Genomic DNA, 18,049 nt, shown 5'->3' on the forward strand with positions numbered 1-18,049 from the left:
TCTGGCCGGTGGACGCCAACCTCCGCCCCGAGGGCCGGAACGGCCCGCTGGTGCGCACCCTCAGCAGCCACGTCGCCTACTACCAGCGCTGGGGCTCGAAGGCCACCGCGGGGCGGCCCCCGAACCTCTCCCCCATGGCCTTGGCGCCCTCGGTGAGGAGGGTGCGGGCGTACGTCTCGGGGTCCTCGTCGGTCAGCGCCTCGATGTAGGCGCGGTGTTCCAGCAGGGAGCGGACCGCGCGCTCCAGGCCCGGGGCGGCGTCCACGGCGTGCGTGGGCGTGCCGGATCCGGCGACGGCGACCCACCGCACGCCGTCCCAGGGCTCAAGACCCCGCTCGGTGAGCTCGGGGAAGATCCAGCGGTTTCCGGCGTCGGCCGCCGCGTCGAGGGTGGCGCGGCCGACGGCCACGTGGTCCGGGGTGTTCCAGGCGACGCCGCCCCAGGTGTCCCGGTGGTTGAGGGTGATCACCAGCTCGGGCCGGTGGCGGCGGATGGCGGCGGCGATGTCGCGGCGCAGGGCGACGCCGTACTCGACGACGCCGTCCTTGTGGTCGAGGAACTCCACCCGGGACACGCCGACCACGGCGGCGCTCGCCCGCTGCTCCCGCTCCCGCAGGGAGGCGCACTCGGCGGGCGCCAGCGTGTCGATGCCCGCCTCGCCCCGGGTGGCGAGCAGGTAGGCGACCTCGCGGCCCTCGTCGGTCCAGGCCGCGACCGCCGCGGAGCAGCCGTACTCCAGGTCGTCCGGGTGGGCCACCACGGCGAGGGCGCGCTGCCAGTCGCCGGGCATGGGCTCCAGCGGTGTGATCGTCGGCTCGGTCATGTCCGCAGACTAGCCCGCGCCCCCGGGCTCGCACCTCCGGGTTTCCCCCGCCGTGCCCCCTTCCCCTCAGATCTCGTCGCGGGCGAGCGCCAGCAGCCGGTCCAGGACGCGGGGGCCCGCGACGCGGACGCCGTCGTGCTCGAACTCGTCGGTCACCCAGGTGCGCAGGCCCCGGATCGCGCGGGCCGTCCGCAGGGAGTGGGCGGTGTCGACGTACATGTCGTCGTGGTAGACGGCCGCCGCGACCGGCACCTCGTTGGCGGCGAGGCGGTCGGGGTCGTACAGGGGCCGCCAGCCGGTGCGGGCGGCGAGGAGCTCGGCGGTCTCGCGCAGCGGGCGCAGCGCCGGGTCGCAGTCGAACATCCACGGGTGGACCGACTCGCCGGTGAACAGCAGCGGGGCGTCGCCCGCCAGGCTCCGGGCGGCGTCGAACCGCGGGAACTCGGCGCGGACCCGCTCGGCCGACCAGGCGGTGGGGCGGTCGCCCTGGCCGTAGATGGACTCGTGGACCAGCGCGTAAAGGGGCCGGCCCGCGTACGACAGCAGGTTCTGCGCCTGCTCCTGGAACGCGTCGGACAGCTCCACGCCCCGCGGGGTGCGGACGAAGGCGTCCGCCAGGAGGTGGTGCAGGCGGTGGCTGCCGTCGCCGGTGCCCAGCAGGATGCCGAGGGACTGGAACGCCTCCACGGTGAGGCGGTAGCCGCCGGGCAGGGTCACGTCGTGGGTGAGCAGGTGGCCGGCGATGCGGCGGGCGCGTTCGACGTCCTGCGGGTAGCGGGCGTAGTGGGCGGCGACCTTGCGCTCGACGCGGGGGTAGGCCGCCCGGTAGACGTCGTCGGCGTGGGCGTCGAGCGAGGGCAGGCCGCCGGTGATCAGGGCGGTCTCCAGCCCCTCGGGGGCGAGGGACAGGTAGGTGACGACGCAGAAGCCGCCGAAGCTCTGGCCGTGGACGGTCCAGGGGGCGCCGCCGGTGACCTCGCGCCGGATCGCCTCGCAGTCCCGGACGATGGAGTCGGCGCGGAAGTGCGTGAGGTACTCGGCCTGGGCGGCGGGGCCGCCGCGCAGCGGGAGCGTCTGCCGGCTGGCGGGGGCGGAGGCGCCGGTGCCGCGCTGGTCGAGGAGGAGGACGCGGTACTCGCGCAGGGCGCGGTCGAGCCATGCCTGCCTGCCGACGGGCCGCATCGCCCCGAAGCCGGGGCCGCCGGTGAGGTGGACCAGCCAGGGCAGGTCGTCCCGGTGCGCCTGGTCGCTCGCGACGACCTCGCGCGCGTACAGCTCGATCGTCTCCCCCGCGGGGTCGTCGTGGTCGAGGGGCACGGTGAAGCGGCGGTCGGTGAGGACGACGCCGGGCTGGCGGTAGGTGACGCTCAACGGGGCTCCCGGAACGGATGGATCTTTCGGGCCGGGTCCCAGTTCAGCACACGGCCCCGCGGCCGCCCGCTCCGGGCCCGCGCGGGCGGGCGGCGGATCAGCGGGCGGCCAGGCTGGAGCGCCGCACCACCAGCTCCGGCTGGAGGACGACCCGGCGGTGCTCGTGGGCGCGGCCGGCGCCGCGCGACTCGGTCTCCTCCAGCAGCAGCCCGGCGGCGAGCGCGCCCATGGCGACGGCGGGCTGGCGTACGGAGGTGAGCGGGACGGCCGCCGCGGCGGCGAACTCGATGTCGTCGTATCCGACGATCGCCAGATCGTCGGGGACGCCGACCCCGGCGGCGTACATGGCTTGCAGGACACCGAGGGCGAGCAGGTCGTTGGCGCAGAAGACGGCGGTCGGCCGGTCGGCCAGGCCCAGCAGACGGGCGCCGGCGTCGCGGCCCGCGGCCACGTCGAGCCGTTCGGTGGGCAGCTCGCGCAGCGCCTCGGGTCCGAGGCCGGCCTCGGCGAGCGCGTTCAGGGCGCCGGTGCGGCGGTCGCGTACCTGGTTGAGGCCGGGCGGGCCGCTGACGTACGCGAAGGAGCGGTGCCCGGCGTCCACCAGGTGCCGTACCGCGAGGGCGCCGCCCGCCACGTCGTCGACGGAGACCGAGCACTCGGTGGCGCCCTCGGCGACCCGGTCGACGAGCACGAAGGGGATGCCGTGGCGCCGGAAGCCCTCGATGTTGCGGCCGGTCGCGTCGGCCGGGGTGAGCAGCACGCCCCGTACCCGCTGCTCGGCGAAGAGCGACAGGTACTCGGCCTCCTCGCCCGGGCTCTGGGCGCTGTTGCAGACCATCACGCCGAGCCCGGCCTCGCGCGCGGCCCGCTCGGCGCCGCGGGCCACGTCGACGAAGAACGGGTTGCCCATGTCGAGCACGAGCAGCCCCATGATCCGGCTGCGGCCCGCGCGGAGCTGGCGCGCGGACTCGCTGCGGACATAGCCGAGCCGGTCGATCGCGGACAGTACCCGCGCGCGGGTCTCGGTGGCGACCGTCTCCGGCCGGTTGATGACGTTCGAGACCGTGCCGACGGAGACTCCGGCGGCGCGGGCCACGTCCTTGATACCCACCGACTGGGCCATCGGGCAGGGACCTCCAGGGGTCGGGCTAGGGGGGGGCGGGCGACGGGCGGCGGCGCGGCCGGAAGACCTTCACATTACCGTCGTTCCGCCCCACCACGGCCAGGTGGTGCCTGACCGCCCCCGAGGGGACGGGTGCCCGCCGGTCAGGCGAGGTGGAAGACCTCGGTGAGGGGCTTCATCGCCTCGTCGGGTCGGGCTCCGTCGAGGGATTCGAAGAAGGGAGCCATCTCGGCCTGCCAGCGGGCGTTCACCTCGGTGGCCTCCATGCCGGCCTTGGCGGCCTCGAAGTCCTCGGTCTCCAGGTAGCCGACGAGCAGCCCGTCGTCGCGCAGGAAGAGCGAGTAGTTGTGCCAGCCGGTGGCCGTGAGCGCCTCGCGCATCTCGGGCCACACGGCGGCGTGCCGGGCCCGGTACTCGGCGATCCGGTCCTGGCGGACCTTGAGGAGGAAACAGACGCGCTGCATGACGTACCGCCCGATGGCTAGAAGTGGAACCGGTCGATGTTTCCGGCGTCGAACACGGTCGGCTTGCCCAGGTCGATCACGCCGTCCTCGCCGAGGGTGTACTCGCCCATCGCGCCGGCCCGGAAGGTCTCGCCCGCCTTGCCGGTGATCTGGCCGGAGGCGAGGGCGACGGCGGTGCGCGCGGCCAGCTCGCCGAGCCTGGCGGGGTCCCACAGGGCGAACGCCTCGACGGTGCCGTTCTTGACGTAGGTGCGCATGTCGTTGGGGGTGCCGAGGCCGGTCAGCCTGACCTCGCCCTTGTAGCGGGAGCCGGACAGGTACTGGGCGGCGGCCTTGATGCCGACGGTGGTCGGGGAGATGATCCCCTTCAGGTCGGGGTGCTCCTGGAGCAGGCCCTGGGTCTGCTGGAAGGACTGCTGGGCGTCGTCGTTGCCGTAGGCGATCTCGACGAGCTTCATGTCCTTGTACGCGGGCTTCCTCAGCTCGTCCTTCATGTAGCCGATCCAGGTGTTCTGGTTCGTCGCCGTCTGCGCCGCGGAGAGGATGGCGATCTCGCCCTTGTGGCCGATCTGGCCGGCGAGCAGCTGGACCTGGGTGCGTCCCAGATCCTCGGCGGATGCCTGCGAGACGAAGGCGTTGCGGCACTCGGGCCTGGTGTCGGAGTCGTAGGTGACGACCTTGACGCCGTTCCTCATGGCCTGCTTGAGCGCGGTGCACAGGGCGCCGGGGTCCTGCGCGGAGACGGCCATGGCGTCGACCTGCTGCTGGGTGAGGGTGTTGACGTAGGAGACCTGGCCGGAGGTGTCGGTGGCGCTGGAGGGTCCGGTCTCCTTGTAGTGCGACCCGAGTTCCTTCAGGGCCTTCTCCCCGCCCTTGTCGGCGACGGTGAAGTAGGGGTTGTTGACCTGCTTGGGCAGGAAGCCGACGGTCAGGCCCTTCTTGAGCGCGGCGTCCGGGTCGGCCTTGCCGGCGCCGGCGGCGGAGCCGCCCTCGTTCCTCACGTCCTCCTTGGTGGTGCCGCCGCAGGCGGTGGCGGCCAGGGCGAGACAGGTGGCGGCGGCGAGGGCCGCGCCGGTGCGGCGGCGGATCGACGGCTTGCGCATGGCGGATCGTCCTTACGGGTGGGCGGAAGGGGCTGGGGGCTCAGGGCACGGGTGTGGGCGGCGGGGCCGGGGCGGCCCGGCGCCCGGCCCGCGCGGCAAAGATCTGCCGTGCGAGGCGGGGACCGAGCACGGAGACGACGAGCAGGACGCCGGTGACGACGGTCTGCGACTGCGCGGAGACATCGAGCAGGCTCATCACGTTGTGCAGGGTGCCGAGCAGGAAGACCCCCGCGATCGCGCCGCCGAGCGTGCCCTTGCCGCCGTCGAAGTCGATCCCGCCGAGCAGGACGGCGGCCACGACGGACAGTTCCAGGCCGGTGGCGTTGTCGTAGCGGGCGCTGGCGTAGTGCAGGGCCCAGAAGACGCCGGTGAGGGAGGCCATCAGGCCGGTCACCGTGAACAGGACCAGCTTCTGCCGCCTGACGCGGATGCCGGCGAACCGGGCGGCCTCCGCCCCGGCGCCGATCGCGAACAGCGACCGCCCGAACGGGGTGGCGTGCAGCGTGATCACGGCGATGGCGAGCAGCGCGAGGAAGGGCACGAAGGCGTACGGGACGAAGGTGCCGCCGATGCGTCCGGCCGCGAAGTCCAGGTACGCGGCGGGGAAGTCGGTCACCGCGTCGGAGCCGAGCACGATCTGCGCGATGCCCCGGTAGGCGGCGAGGGTGCCGATGGTGACGGCGAGGGAGGGCAGCCCGAGGCGGGTCACCAGCAGTCCGTTGACCAGGCCGCAGACCGCGCCGAGCAGCAGGCAGAGCGGGATGATCGTCTCGATGGCCATGCCCTGGTTCCACAGGGCGCCCATCACCGCGCCGGACAGTCCGGCCGTGGAGGCCACCGAGAGGTCGATCTCGCCGGTGACCACCAGCAGGGTCATCGGCAGGGCGATCAGCGCGATGGGCAGGGTGTTGCCGAGGAGGAAGGACAGGTTGAGGGCGTTGCCGAAGCCGTCGACGAAGCCGAAGGAGAGCAGCAGGACGACGAGGAGGAGGGCCCCGACGACGGTGTCCCAGCGGATGGCGCGGGTGAGGGAGACATCAGCCATGGCGGGCGTTCCTCTTCTTCAGTGCGGTCGCCACGCGCAGCGCGACGATCCGGTCGGCCGCGATGGCGAGGAGGAGCAGGACGCCGTTGACGGCGAGCACCCAGACGGAGCTGACGCCGAGGGCGGGCAGCGCGCTGTTGACGGAGGTCAGCAGCAGCGCGCCGAGCGCGGCGCCGTAGACGCTGCCGGAGCCGCCGGTGAAGACCACTCCGCCGACCACCACGGCGCTGACGACGGTGAGTTCGTAGCCGGTGCCGGTACCGGAGTCGACGTTGCCGAAGCGGGCCAGGTACAGCGCGCCGGCGAGCCCGGCCAGCGCACCGCAGACGGTGTACGCGGTGAGGATCCGCCTGCGCACCGGGATGCCGGCGAGACGGGCGGCCTCGGGGCTGGAGCCGAGCGCGTACAGTTCGCGTCCGCCGCCGAAGTGCTTGAGCCAGTACGCCGTCGACACCAGGACGGCGAGCGCGATCAGCGCGAGCCAGGGCACCGCGAGGACGCCGCCGGAGCCGAATTTGACGAAGGCGTCCGGCAGATCGGCCGCCGTGATCTGGCGTGAGCCGACCCAGACCGAGTCGATGCCGCGGATGATGTACAGGGTGCCGAGGGTGACCACCAGGGCGGGCACCTGGCCGAGGCTGACCAGCAGGCCGTTGAGGAGGCCGAAGCCGACGCCCAGCAGCACCGCCAGCCCGACGGCGACGAGGGGGGCGCCGCCGCCCTGGAGGTACGTACCGGCGGCGAAGGCGCTGATGCCGAGGGTGGAGCCGACCGACAGGTCGACGTTGCGGGTGATGACCACCAGGGACTGGCCGGTGGCGACCAGGACCAGGATCGTCGCGTTCAGCAGCAGGTCCTTGACGCCCTGCTGGGACAGGAACGCGCTGTTGCCGGCCTGGGTGACGCCGATCATCACCACGAACACGGCCAGGATGGCCAGTTCGCGCACCTTGAAGACGCGCTCGGCCAGCCGGGTGGCCCGGGACCGGGGGGCGGCGGGGGTGGGGTCGGTCGTGGTCGCCGTCATGCTGCCCTCCGGGGGTTCGCTTCCGCGCCGCCGGGCGGCGGCGTCGCGGGCGGGGTGGCCGTGCGCCGTCCGGTGCGGTGCCCGTCGCCCGCCGCCCGCGGCGGCCGGCGGTGCCGCGCGCCGGCGGCCTCGCTGCGTACGTCGCTCACGCGGCCCTCCCGGTGGCCGCGGCCATCACCGTTTCCTCGGTGGCGTCGGCGCGGGCGATCTCGGCGGTCAGGCGGCCCTCGTGCATGACGAGCACCCGGTCGGCCATGCCGAGGACCTCGGGCAGGTCGGAGGAGATCATCAGGATGGCCACGCCGTCGGCCGCCAGGGCGCTGAGCAGCCGGTGCACCTCGGCCTTGGTGCCGACGTCGATGCCGCGCGTCGGCTCGTCGACGATCAGCACCTTGGGGCCGGTCGCGAGCCACTTGGCGAGGACGACCTTCTGCTGGTTGCCGCCGGACAGGGTGGAGACGGCGTCGGCGAGCCGGGAGTACTTCACCCGGAGCCTGGCGGCCCAGTCGAGGGAGCGGCCGCGCTCGGCGCGCCGGTCCATCAGCCCCGCCCTGACGGTCGTACCGAGCCCGGTCAGGCCGATGTTGCGCTCGATGGACAGGTCCATCACCAGGCCCTGGGCGCGCCGGTCCTCCGGGACGAGGGCGAGCCCGGCGGCCATGGCGGTGGACGGCGCGCCGTTGACCAGGGGCTTGCCGTCCACCTCGACCGCACCGGCGTCCCATCGGTCGATGCCGAACACCGCCCGGGCCACCTCGGTGCGTCCGGCGCCGACCAGGCCGGCCAGGCCGACGATCTCACCGCGCCGCACCTCGAAGGAGACGTTGGTGAAGACGCCCTCCCGGGTGAGCCGGCGCACGCTGAGGGCGACGTCGCCGGGGGTGACGTCCTGTTTGGGGTAGAGCGCGTCGAGGTCGCGGCCGACCATGCGGCGCACCAGATCGTCCTCGGTCATGCCCGCCAGCGGCTCGGTGGCGATCCAGGCGCCGTCGCGCAGGGTCGTGACGCGCTCGCAGATCCGGAAGATCTCCTCCAGGCGGTGGGAGACGAACAGCACGGCGGCGCCCTGCCCGCGCAGGGAGTGGACGACACCGAAGAGGCGGGCGACCTCGCCCCCGGTGAGGGCGGCGGTCGGCTCGTCCATGACCAGGACGCGGGCGTCGAAGGAGAGCGCCTTGGCGATCTCGACGATCTGCTGGTCGGCGATGGACAGGCCGCGGGCGGGCCGGTCCGGGTCGAGGCCGACGCCGAGGCGGCGCATCAGATCCGCCGTGGCGGCGCGGGTGGCCTTGTGGTCGATGCGTCCGAGGGACCGCCGGGGCTGACGGCCCATGAAGATGTTCTCGGCGATCGACAGGTCGGGGAAGAGCGTCGGCTCCTGGTGGATGACGGCGATGCCGGCGTCGCGGGCGTCGCCGGGGCCGTGGAAGACGACGGGGCGTCCGTCGAGCAGCACCCGGCCGGAGTCCGGCCGGTGCACCCCGGCGAGCGTCTTGATGAGCGTCGACTTGCCGGCGCCGTTCTCCCCGGCGAGGGCGTGCACCTCGCCGGGGAACAGCTCCAGGCGGACGTCCCGCAGGGCGCGGACCGCGCCGAAGGACTTGGAGACGTCCCGGAGCGCCAGGACCGGGGCCGGACCCGTGTCGGACGGGTGGGTCATGGTTGGGCTCCTCGGCGACGTCGGCGGGACGGCCCTCACGACGTCGTGAAAGGTTTCAACTGGGTTGCCGGGACGTTAGGCAAGGTCGGCATGGCGCGTCAATGGGTCCGGCTCGAAAAACTTTCGATAACCAGAGGCTCAAAAGAAACATGGTGAGCGGTCGGAGCTCCGAGGGGTTGACACCCCCTCGGGTGCCTCATAGCTTCAGCCCCTGAATCGTTTCACTTCGCGTGTCCTCCCGCTTGTTCCACGCGTGTCCTCACGCTGGTCCGCGCGCGTTCTCACGCTTGTTCCCGTCGCCGTGCCCGTGGGCAGGGCGACCCGATGCCACAGGAGCCCCCAGTGACCGAGCTCGCCGCGGTGAAGGCCGCGTTGAAGACCCAGGCAGTCGAGACGCCGTCGTGGGCGTACGGGAACTCGGGCACCCGGTTCAAGGTGTTCGCGCAGGCGGGCGTGCCGCGCACTCCGTTCGAGAAACTGGACGACGCGGCCAAGGTGCACGAGTTCACCGGCGTCGCGCCGACCGTGGCCCTGCACATCCCGTGGGACAGGGTCGAGGACTACGCCGCCCTGGCCAAGCACGCCGAGGAGCGCGGGGTGCGGCTGGGCGCGATCAACTCCAACACCTTCCAGGACGACGACTACAAGCTCGGCAGCGTGTGCCACCCGGACGCGGCGGTGCGCCGCAAGGCGGTGGACCATCTGCTGGAGTGCGTCGACATCATGGACGCGACCGGGTCGCGGGATCTGAAGCTGTGGTTCGCCGACGGCACCAACTACCCCGGGCAGGACGACGTGCGCGCGCGGCAGGACCGGCTGGCAAAGGCGCTGGCCGAGGTGTACGGGCGCCTCGGCGACGGGCAGCGGATGCTGCTGGAGTACAAGCTCTTCGAGCCGGCCTTCTACACCACCGACGTGCCGGACTGGGGCACCGCCTACGCCCACTGCCTCAAGCTGGGGCCGAAGGCGCAGGTCGTCGTCGACACCGGGCACCACGCGCCCGGCACGAACATCGAGTTCATCGTGGCGACACTGCTGCGCGAGGGGAAGCTCGGCGGGTTCGACTTCAACTCGCGGTTCTACGCGGACGACGACCTGATGGTCGGGGCGGCCGACCCGTTCCAGTTGTTCCGGATCATGTACGAGGTGGTACGCGGGGGCGGCTTCACCTCCGAGGTCGCGTTCATGCTCGACCAGTGCCACAACATCGAGGCGAAGATCCCGGCGATCATCCGTTCGGTGATGAACGTGCAGGAGGCGACCGCGAAGGCCCTGCTGGTGGACCGGGAGGCGCTGTCCGCCGCGCAGCGGGCCGGGGACGTGCTGGAGGCCAACGCCGTCCTGATGGACGCGTACCACACCGACGTGCGTCCGCTGCTGCGGGAAGTGCGGGAGGAGATGGGACTGGACCCCGACCCGATCGCCGCCTACCGGGCCTGCGGATGGGCCGAGAAGATCGTGGCCGAGCGGGTCGGCGGCCGGCAGGCCGGATGGGGGGCGTGAGCGTCCGCCGGGTCCGCCCCCCGCGCGGACCCGGCCCCGGCACGGCCGGCCGCGCCCCCGCGGCACAGCCGCCTATCGAAACAGCACCCCGCCCCTTTCGGGGGCTCCGCCGCTCCTCCTCGTCGACAAGGAACTGACCCGACATGGCACCCCACCCCGAAGCCGCCGCCCTGCTCGCCCGCTCCCACCGGCTCGGCGCCGACCCCCGCAACACCAACTACGCCGGGGGCAACGCCTCCGCCAAGGGCACCGCCACCGACCCCGTCACCGGCGGTGACGTGGAGCTGATGTGGGTCAAGGGCTCCGGCGGGGACCTCGGCACGCTCACCGAGGCCGGCCTCGCCGTCCTGCGCCTTGACCGGCTGCGGGCCCTGAAGGACGTCTACCCGGGCGTCGAGCGCGAGGACGAGATGGTCGCCGCGTTCGACTACTGCCTGCACGGCAAGGGCGGCGCCGCGCCCTCCATCGACACGGCGATGCACGGCCTGGTGGAGGCCGCGCACGTCGACCACCTCCACCCCGACTCCGGGATCGCGCTGGCCTGCGCCGCCGACGGGGAGAAGCTGACCGCCGAGTGTTTCGGCGACACGGTGGTGTGGGTGCCCTGGCGGCGGCCCGGTTTCCAGCTGGGCCTGGACATCGCGGCGGTCAGGGCGGCCAACCCGCGGGCGATCGGCTGCGTCCTGGGCGGGCACGGCATCACGGCCTGGGGCGACACCAGCGAGGAGTGCGAGCGCAACTCGCTGCACATCATCCGCACCGCCGAGAGGTTCCTCGCCGAGCGGGGCAGGCCGGAGCCGTTCGGCCCGGTGATCGAGGGGTACGAGCCGCTGCCCGAGGCGGAGCGGCGGGCGCGGGCGGCGGCGCTGGCGCCGTACGTCCGGGCGCTCGCCTCGAAGGACCGGCCGCAGGTCGGCCACTTCACCGACTCCGAGGCGGTGCTGGACTTCGTCTCCCGCGCCGAGCACCCGCGCCTGGCCGCGCTGGGCACCTCCTGCCCCGACCACTTCCTGCGCACCAAGGTCCGGCCGCTCGTCCTGGACCTGCCGCCGGCGGCTCCGCTGGACGAGGCCGTGGCCCGGCTCAAGGAGCTGCACGCCGCCTACCGCGAGGAGTACGCCGCCTATTACCACCGGCACGCCGAGCCGGACTCCCCCGCCATGCGCGGCGCCGACCCGGCGATCGTGCTGGTGCCGGGGGTGGGCATGTTCAGCTTCGGCAAGGACAAGCAGACCGCGCGGGTGGCCGGCGAGTTCTACGTCAACGCCATCAACGTGATGCGCGGCGCGGAGGCGGTCTCGGCCTACGCCCCGATCGAGGAGTCGGAGAAGTTCCGCATCGAGTACTGGGCGCTGGAGGAGGCCAAGCTCCGGCGGATGCCGAAGCCCAAGCCGCTGGCGACGCGGGTGGCGCTGGTGACGGGCGCGGGCAGCGGCATCGGCAAGGCGATCGCGCACCGGCTGGCCGCCGAGGGCGCCTGTGTCGTCGTCGCCGATCTCAACGGCGAGAACGCGGCGGCCGTCGCCGAGGAGCTCGGCGGCCCGGACAAGGCGGTCGCGGTGACCGTGGACGTCACCTCCGAGGAGCAGATCGCCGAGGCGTTCCGGGCCGCGGTGCTGGCCTTCGGCGGCGTCGACCTGGTGGTGAACAACGCGGGCATCTCCATCTCCAAGCCGCTGCTGGAGACCTCGGCGCAGGACTGGGACCTCCAGCACGACATCATGGCCCGCGGCTCGTTCCTGGTCTCCCGCGAGGCGGCCCGGGTGATGATCGCGCAGCGGCTGGGCGGCGACATCGTCTACATCGCCTCGAAGAACGCCGTCTTCGCCGGCCCGAACAACATCGCCTACTCCGCCACCAAGGCCGACCAGGCCCACCAGGTGCGCCTGCTGGCCGCCGAGCTCGGCGAGCACGGCATCCGCGTCAACGGGGTCAACCCGGACGGCGTGGTGCGCGGCTCCGGGATCTTCGCGGGCGGCTGGGGCGCCAAGCGGGCGGCGGTGTACGGGGTGCCGGAGGAGAAGCTGGGCGAGTTCTACGCGCAGCGGACGCTGCTCAAGCGGGAGGTGCTGCCGGAGCATGTCGCGAACGCCGTGTTCGCGCTGACCGGCGGCGATCTGACCCACACCACCGGCCTGCACGTCCCGGTCGACGCCGGCGTCGCCGCCGCCTTCCTGCGGTGAGCGCCCGCGTGAAGTCGTACGCCGCGGTCGACCTCGGCGCGTCCAGCGGACGGGTCATGGTCGGCCGCGCCGGGCCCGACACGCTGGAGCTGGCCGAGGCGCACCGCTTCCCCAACCGGCCGGTCCGCGTGCCCGAGGGGCTGCGCTGGGACGTCCTCGCCCTGTACGCGGGCGTCCTGGACGGGCTGCGGGAGGCCGCCTCCCGCTGCGGGGGCCGGATCGACTCCGTCGGCATCGACAGCTGGGCCGTGGACTACGGCCTGCTCGACGCGGACGGGGCGCTGCTCGGCAACCCCGTGCACTACCGCGACGGCCGCACCGAGGGCGTCGCGGAGAAGGTGTGGACGACCGTGCCGGCCGAGGAGCTCTACGCGGCGACCGGGCTGCAACACGCCCCCTTCAACACCCTTTACCAGCTGACCGCCGCCCGCTCCACGGCCCAATTCGCCCAGGCGCGGCGCCTGTTGCTGATACCGGACCTGCTGACGTACTGGCTGACCGGTGAGCAGGGCACGGAGCTGACCAACGCCTCCACCACCCAGCTGGTCGATCCGCGCACCCGTGACTGGGCGCGGGGCGTCGCGGAACGGCTCGGTGTCGACCTCGGCCTGTTCCCGCCGCTGCGGCACCCCGGCGATCCGGCGGGTCTGCTGCGCCCGGACGTGCTGGAGGAGACGGGGCTGACCGGGCCGGTGCCGGTGACGGCGGTCGCCTCGCACGACACCGCCTCCGCGGTGGCCGCCGTGCCCGCCACCGGCGCGCGGTTCGCCTACATCTGCACGGGCACCTGGTCCCTGGCGGGCCTGGAGCTGACCGCGCCGGTGCTGACGGAGGAGAGCCGCGCCGCCAACTTCACCAACGAGCTGGGGCTCGACGGCACGGTCCGCTACCTGCGCAACATCATGGGGCTGTGGCTGCTCCAGGAGTGCGTCCGGGCCTGGGGCGGGACGGACCTGGGCGGGCTGCTGCGGGAGGCGGCCAAGGTGCCGGCGCTGCGGTCGGTGGTGGACGCGGGCGACGCGGCGTTCCTCGCGCCGGGCCGGATGCCGGAGCGGATCGCGCAGGCGTGCCGTGCCTCGGGGCAGCCGGTGCCCGGCTCGCCCGCCGAGGTCACGCGCTGCATCCTCGACTCCCTCGCCCTGGCCCACCGCAGGGCCGTCCAGGACGCGCAGCGGCTGGCCGGCCACCCGGTCGACGTGGTGCACGTCGTGGGCGGCGGCACCCGCAACGCCCTGCTGTGCCAGCTGACCGCCGACGCCTGCGGGCTGCCGGTGGTGGCGGGCCCGACGGAGGCGGCGGCCCTCGGGAACGTCCTGGTCCAGGCCCGGGCCCACGGCACGGCGGGCGACCTGGCCGGGATGCGGGAACTGCTGGTGCGCACCCAGCCGCTGACCCGGTACGCGCCGCGCGGCGGCACGGCGCGCTGGCGGGCGGCCGAGGCCCGACTCGCCGACCGGTGAAGGGGGTCTCCCCCGGCCCCGGCCCGCCGATTACCCTGCACACGTCCGATGATCAACTCACGAGGAGCCGCGATGCGTGTCGCCCTGTTCCTGACCTGCGTCAACGACACGCTGTATCCGGACACCGGCCGCGCGGTGGTGAGACTGCTGACGCGGCTGGGCGTCGACGTGGACTTCCCCCAGGCCCAGACCTGCTGCGGCCAGGCGCACTACAACACCGGCTACCGGCACGAGGCGGAGCCGCTGGCCCGGCACTTCGCCGAGGTCTTCGGGGAGTACGAGGCGATCGTGACGCCCTCGGGGTCGTGCGGGGCGATGGTGCGGGAGCTGTATCCGCGCATGGGTGAGCGGGCGCGGGCGGAGGGCCGTGGGGGCACCCTCGCGGCCACCGTGGCGCCGGTGGTGCCCAAGACGTACGAACTGACGGAGTTCCTGGTGGACGTGCTGGGGGTGACGGACGTCGGCGCGTACTACCCGCACACGGTGACGTACCACCCGACCTGCCACGGGCTGCGCGCCCTGGGCCTGGGCGACAGGCCGCTGAAGCTGCTGCGGGCCGTGAAGGGGCTGGAGCTGGTCGAGCTGCCGGGCGCCGAGGAGTGCTGCGGGTTCGGCGGCACCTTCGCGGTGAAGAACGCCGACGTGTCGGCGGCGATGGGGACGGACAAGGTGCGCAACGCCGAGTCGACGGGCGCCGAGGTGCTGTGCGCGGCGGACAACTCCTGCCTGATGCACATCGGCGGGACGATGTCCCGGCTGCGGGTGGGCATGCGGCCGGTGCACATCGCGGAGATCCTGGCGAACACGGAGGAAGGGGCGGCCGTATGAGCGGCACGTATCTGGGGATGCCGGCCTTCCCCGAGGCGGCGCGCACCGCCGTACGCGACCGGACGCTGCGCGGCAATCTGCGCCATGCCACGCACACCATCCGCGCCAAGCGGGCCAAGGCCGTCACGGAGGTCTCGGACTGGGCGGAACTGCGCGAGGCGGGCAGGCGGATCAAGGACCACACGCTGCGGCACCTGGACCGCTATCTGGTGCGGGTGGAGGAGGCGGTGACGGCCGCCGGCGGCACGGTGCACTGGGCCGCCGACGCGGACGAGGCGAACCGGATCGTGACCGCCCTGGTCAAGGAGACCGGCGAGTCGGAGGTCGTCAAGGTCAAGTCGATGGCCACGCAGGAGATCGGCCTCAACGAGGCCCTAGAAGCCGAGGGCATCCGCGCCTACGAGACCGATCTGGCCGAGCTGATCGTGCAGTTGGGCAAGGACCGGCCCTCGCACATCCTGGTCCCCGCCATCCACCGCAACCGGGGCGAGATCCGGGACATCTTCCGCGAGGAGATGGGCGCGTGGGGCCGCCCGGCCCCCGGGGGACTGACCGACACCCCCGCCGAACTCGCCGAGGCCGCCCGCCTGCACCTGCGGGAGAAGTTCCTGCGGGCCAAGGTCGGCGTCTCCGGCGCCAACTTCGTCGTCGCCGAGACCGGCACGCTGGTGGTCGTGGAGTCCGAGGGCAACGGGCGGATGTGCCTGACCCTGCCGGAGACGCTGATCTCCGTGGTCGGCATCGAGAAGATCGTGCCGACCTGGCGGGACCTGGAGGTGTTCCTCCAGACCCTCCCCCGCTCCTCGACGGCCGAGCGGATGAACCCGTACACGTCCATGTGGACCGGCACCACCGACGAGGACGGCCCGCGCGCCTTCCATCTGGTGCTGCTGGACAACGGCCGCACCGACACCCTCGCCGACGAGGTCGGCCGTCAGGCGCTGCGCTGCATCCGCTGCTCGGCCTGCCTGAACGTGTGCCCGGTGTACGAGCGGGCCGGCGGCCACGCCTACGGCTCGGTCTACCCGGGACCGATCGGCGCCATCCTCAGCCCGCAGCTCAGGGGCACCGGCAGCGACATCGACGCCTCCCTGCCCTACGCGTCCTCGCTGTGCGGCGCCTGCTACGAGGTGTGCCCGGTCGCCATCGACATCCCGGAGGTGCTGGTGCATCTGCGCGAGCGGGTGGTGCAGGGCGGCCCGGCGACCCGCCGGGGCAACAAGGTCCTGCTGAAACCGGCCAAGGGGCATGCCGCCGAGCGGGCGGCGATGCGGGCGGCGCAGTGGGCCCTCGCGCATCCGGGTGTGCTGCGCACGGGGCAGCGGCTGGCGTCGCGCACCCGCCGCTTCCATCCGCGGACGCTGCCCGGCCCGGGCCGGGCCTGGACCGGCAGCCGGGACCTGCCAGCGGTCCCCGCGGAGCCGTTCCGCGACTGGTGGCAGCGCACGCGCGGTGGAAAGGACGGCACCAAGTGAGCGGCAGGGAACGGATCCTGGGCCGGGTGCGGCGCGCGCTCGCCGACGTCCCGCGCGACGACACCCCCTACGAGCGGGCGGTCGCGCGCGATTATCTGCGCGAGCACGGCGAGCGGAGCACCGAGGAGACGGTGGAGCTGCTCGCCGAGAACCTGGCGGACTACCGGGCGGTCGTGCACCGCTGCGCGGACGGGGAGCTGCCGGAGCTGCTCGCGCGGCTCATGGCCGAACGCGGCTCGCGCAGCGTGCTCGTCCCGCCGGGGCTGCCGCCGCACTGGCTCGCGGCGGTGGACGCCACCCGCGTCCCGGACCGCGCCGACGGCACCCCGCACGACCTCGACCGCGTCGACAGCGTGATCACCGGGTGCGCGGTGGCGATCGCGGAGACCGGCACCCTCGTGCTGGACGGCGGGCCCGACCAGGGCCGCCGCCGCATCACGCTGATCCCCGACCACCACATCTGCGTGGTGCGGGTCCCCGGCCAGGTCGTCGCCTCCGTGCCGCTGGCCCTCGAACGCCTGGACCCGGCCCGCCCGCTGACCTGGATCTCCGGCCCGTCCGCGACCAGCGACATCGAGCTGGACCGGGTGGAGGGGGTGCACGGGCCGCGGACGCTGGAGGTGGTCCTGGCGGGCTGACGCCGCGGCGGGCCCTGGCGGACGGCGGCGGTGCCGTCCGCCAGCGGCCGGGGCCGGTCTCCGTCCGCCACGGCATCCGCCACGGGCGGCACGGGCGGGGCCGACGGTGTCAGTTCCCGGTGCCGCACAGCCGGGCGAACCGGCCGGCGTCGATGTTGCCGCCGGAGAGGATCACTCCGACGCGCCCGGGGAGCCGGCCCGCGCGACCGGTCAGCAGGGCGGCCAGCGGGGTGGCGCCACTGGGCTCCAGGACGATCTTCAGCCGTTCGAACGCGAACCGCATCGCGTCCCGGATCTCGTCGTCGGAGACGAGGACGACCCCGTCGAGCAGCCGCCGGTTGATCGAGAAGGTGAGTTCTCCGGGGGTGTGCAGGGCCTGGCCGTCGGCGATGGTGCGCGGGACCGGTACGGCGACGCGCCGGCCCGCCTCCAGGGAGCGCTTGGTGTCGTCGCCGGCCTCGGGCTCGACGCCGATCACCCGGGTGCCGGGGTGCAGCCCCTTGACGGCGGTGGCGCTCCCGGCGATCAGCCCGCCCCCGCCGACGGGTGCGATCAGCGCGTCCAGCGCCCCCGTCTCCTCGATGAGTTCCAGCGCGGCGGTGCCCTGCCCGGCGATGACGTGCGGATGCTCGTAGGGCGGGATCAGGGCGAGGCCCCGCTCGGCGGCCAGGGCCTCGGCGAGGGCCACGCGGTCGCCGGTGTAGCGGTCGTAGGTGACGATCTCGGCGCCGTAGCCCGCGGTGGCGTCCCGCTTGGACGGCGGGGCGTCCTCGGGCATGACGATCACCGCGGTGGTGCCGAGCTCGCGGGCGGCGAGCGCGACGGCCTGGGCGTGGTTGCCGGAGGAGTAGGCGGCGATGCCCCGGGTCAGCCGCCCGGGCGTGAGGCGGCAGGCGGCGTGGTAGGCGCCGCGGAACTTGAACGCGCCGACGCGCTGGAAGTTCTCGCATTTCAGCAGGACTTCCGCGCCGGCCAGCGCGTCGAGGGTCCGGGACCGCAGGACGGGAGTGCGGTGGGCGATCCCCTTCAGGTGCGCGGCGGCGTCGCGGACGTCGTCGAGGGTGACCGGCGGGGTGGGAGTCGTCACGCGTGTCCTCCGATGGGGGCGTCGGGAGCGTCGGCGGTGGGCCGGTGGCGGGGCGGGCCCGGGAGAGGCGGCCGCGGCGGACGCGCGCGGCGCCGGGCCACACGGCGGCGTCCCGGGCGCCGGAACGCCCGGGTCGCGGAAGGGCCGGGGGCTCCGGCGGACCGGTCCGGAACCGGCCGTGACCGGTTCACCACCGGGGGGAGCGCGGCGCCCATGGTGCCCGTTCCGCCTCCAAGGCCGTTCGCCCGCCATGGCCTCC

The 18,049-nt window shown here is 73.7% G+C and carries 15 protein-coding genes; 6 read left to right on the forward strand and 9 right to left on the reverse strand.

All coding sequences use genetic code 11. From position 1 onward, the window contains the following. Positions 1-79 precede the first annotated feature (79 nt). From AB0L74_RS15765 to AB0L74_RS15800, 8 genes are all read right to left on the reverse strand, one after another. On the reverse strand, positions 80-823 hold the full coding sequence (locus tag AB0L74_RS15765; protein ID WP_365651220.1) for a PIG-L deacetylase family protein: 744 nt from the start codon (positions 821-823) through the stop codon (positions 80-82). A gap of 66 nt (positions 824-889) precedes the next feature. Further along, complete coding sequence (locus tag AB0L74_RS15770) at positions 890-2,194, reverse strand: alpha/beta fold hydrolase (protein ID WP_365651223.1); 1,305 nt, start codon at positions 2,192-2,194, stop codon at positions 890-892. 97 nt (positions 2,195-2,291) lie between these two features. Beyond that, the gene (locus AB0L74_RS15775; protein WP_365651226.1) at positions 2,292-3,317 is read right to left on the reverse strand and encodes a LacI family DNA-binding transcriptional regulator; all 1,026 of its coding nucleotides are present in this window, start codon (positions 3,315-3,317) and stop codon (positions 2,292-2,294) included. Positions 3,318-3,460: 143 nt separating this feature from the next. Continuing rightward, positions 3,461-3,781 carry an L-rhamnose mutarotase gene (locus tag AB0L74_RS15780; RefSeq protein WP_365651231.1) on the reverse strand — a complete coding sequence of 107 codons (321 nt, stop codon included), beginning with the start codon at positions 3,779-3,781 and terminating at the stop codon, positions 3,461-3,463. 17 nt (positions 3,782-3,798) lie between these two features. Further along, positions 3,799-4,884, reverse strand: a complete 1,086-nt coding sequence (rhaS, locus tag AB0L74_RS15785) for a rhamnose ABC transporter substrate-binding protein (RefSeq protein ID WP_365651234.1) — start codon at positions 4,882-4,884, stop codon at positions 3,799-3,801. 40 nt (positions 4,885-4,924) lie between these two features. After that, entirely contained in the window at positions 4,925-5,929 is a 1,005-nt protein-coding gene (locus AB0L74_RS15790) for an ABC transporter permease (RefSeq protein ID WP_365651237.1), read from the reverse strand. Then, positions 5,922-6,956, reverse strand: coding sequence for an ABC transporter permease (locus tag AB0L74_RS15795; RefSeq protein WP_365651240.1), 1,035 nt, complete (start codon positions 6,954-6,956; stop codon positions 5,922-5,924). Before AB0L74_RS15795 ends, AB0L74_RS15790 begins: the two co-directional genes overlap by 8 nt. Positions 6,957-7,101: 145 nt before the next feature. Beyond that, positions 7,102-8,616 (reverse strand): sugar ABC transporter ATP-binding protein, encoded by a 1,515-nt coding sequence (locus AB0L74_RS15800; protein ID WP_365651242.1) that lies wholly within the window; start codon positions 8,614-8,616, stop codon positions 7,102-7,104. A 342-nt stretch (positions 8,617-8,958) separates the two neighbouring features. Here AB0L74_RS15800 and rhaI point away from each other — a divergent pair, with 342 nt between their 5' ends. The 6 genes from rhaI (at position 8,959) to AB0L74_RS15830 (ending at position 16,703) form a co-directional block, all read left to right on the forward strand. After that, entirely contained in the window at positions 8,959-10,119 is a 1,161-nt protein-coding gene (gene rhaI, locus AB0L74_RS15805) for an L-rhamnose isomerase (protein ID WP_365651245.1), read from the forward strand. 143 nt (positions 10,120-10,262) lie between these two features. Next, positions 10,263-12,302 carry a bifunctional aldolase/short-chain dehydrogenase gene (locus AB0L74_RS15810; RefSeq protein WP_365651249.1) on the forward strand — a complete coding sequence of 680 codons (2,040 nt, stop codon included), beginning with the start codon at positions 10,263-10,265 and terminating at the stop codon, positions 12,300-12,302. Next, positions 12,299-13,762 (forward strand): rhamnulokinase family protein, encoded by a 1,464-nt coding sequence (locus AB0L74_RS15815; protein WP_365651252.1) that lies wholly within the window; start codon positions 12,299-12,301, stop codon positions 13,760-13,762. The genes AB0L74_RS15810 and AB0L74_RS15815 overlap by 4 nt, the downstream gene beginning before the upstream one ends. Before the next feature lie 72 nt (positions 13,763-13,834). Next, complete coding sequence (locus AB0L74_RS15820; RefSeq protein ID WP_365651255.1) at positions 13,835-14,590, forward strand: (Fe-S)-binding protein; 756 nt, start codon at positions 13,835-13,837, stop codon at positions 14,588-14,590. Next, positions 14,587-16,065, forward strand: coding sequence for a LutB/LldF family L-lactate oxidation iron-sulfur protein (locus AB0L74_RS15825; protein ID WP_365651258.1), 1,479 nt, complete (start codon positions 14,587-14,589; stop codon positions 16,063-16,065). Before AB0L74_RS15820 ends, AB0L74_RS15825 begins: the two co-directional genes overlap by 4 nt. Beyond that, entirely contained in the window at positions 16,062-16,703 is a 642-nt protein-coding gene (locus AB0L74_RS15830; RefSeq protein WP_365651261.1) for an LUD domain-containing protein, read from the forward strand. The genes AB0L74_RS15825 and AB0L74_RS15830 overlap by 4 nt, the downstream gene beginning before the upstream one ends. A gap of 109 nt (positions 16,704-16,812) precedes the next feature. On the opposite strand, the gene AB0L74_RS15835 is transcribed toward AB0L74_RS15830, so the two are convergent. Beyond that, a complete protein-coding gene (locus AB0L74_RS15835; RefSeq protein WP_365651264.1) occupies positions 16,813-17,790 on the reverse strand; it encodes a pyridoxal-phosphate dependent enzyme in 978 nt (325 codons plus the stop codon). Positions 17,791-18,049 lie beyond the last annotated feature (259 nt).

The sequence above is a fragment of the Streptomyces sp. NPDC052020 genome, assembly GCF_040680575.1.
Classification (GTDB): domain Bacteria; phylum Actinomycetota; class Actinomycetes; order Streptomycetales; family Streptomycetaceae; genus Streptomyces.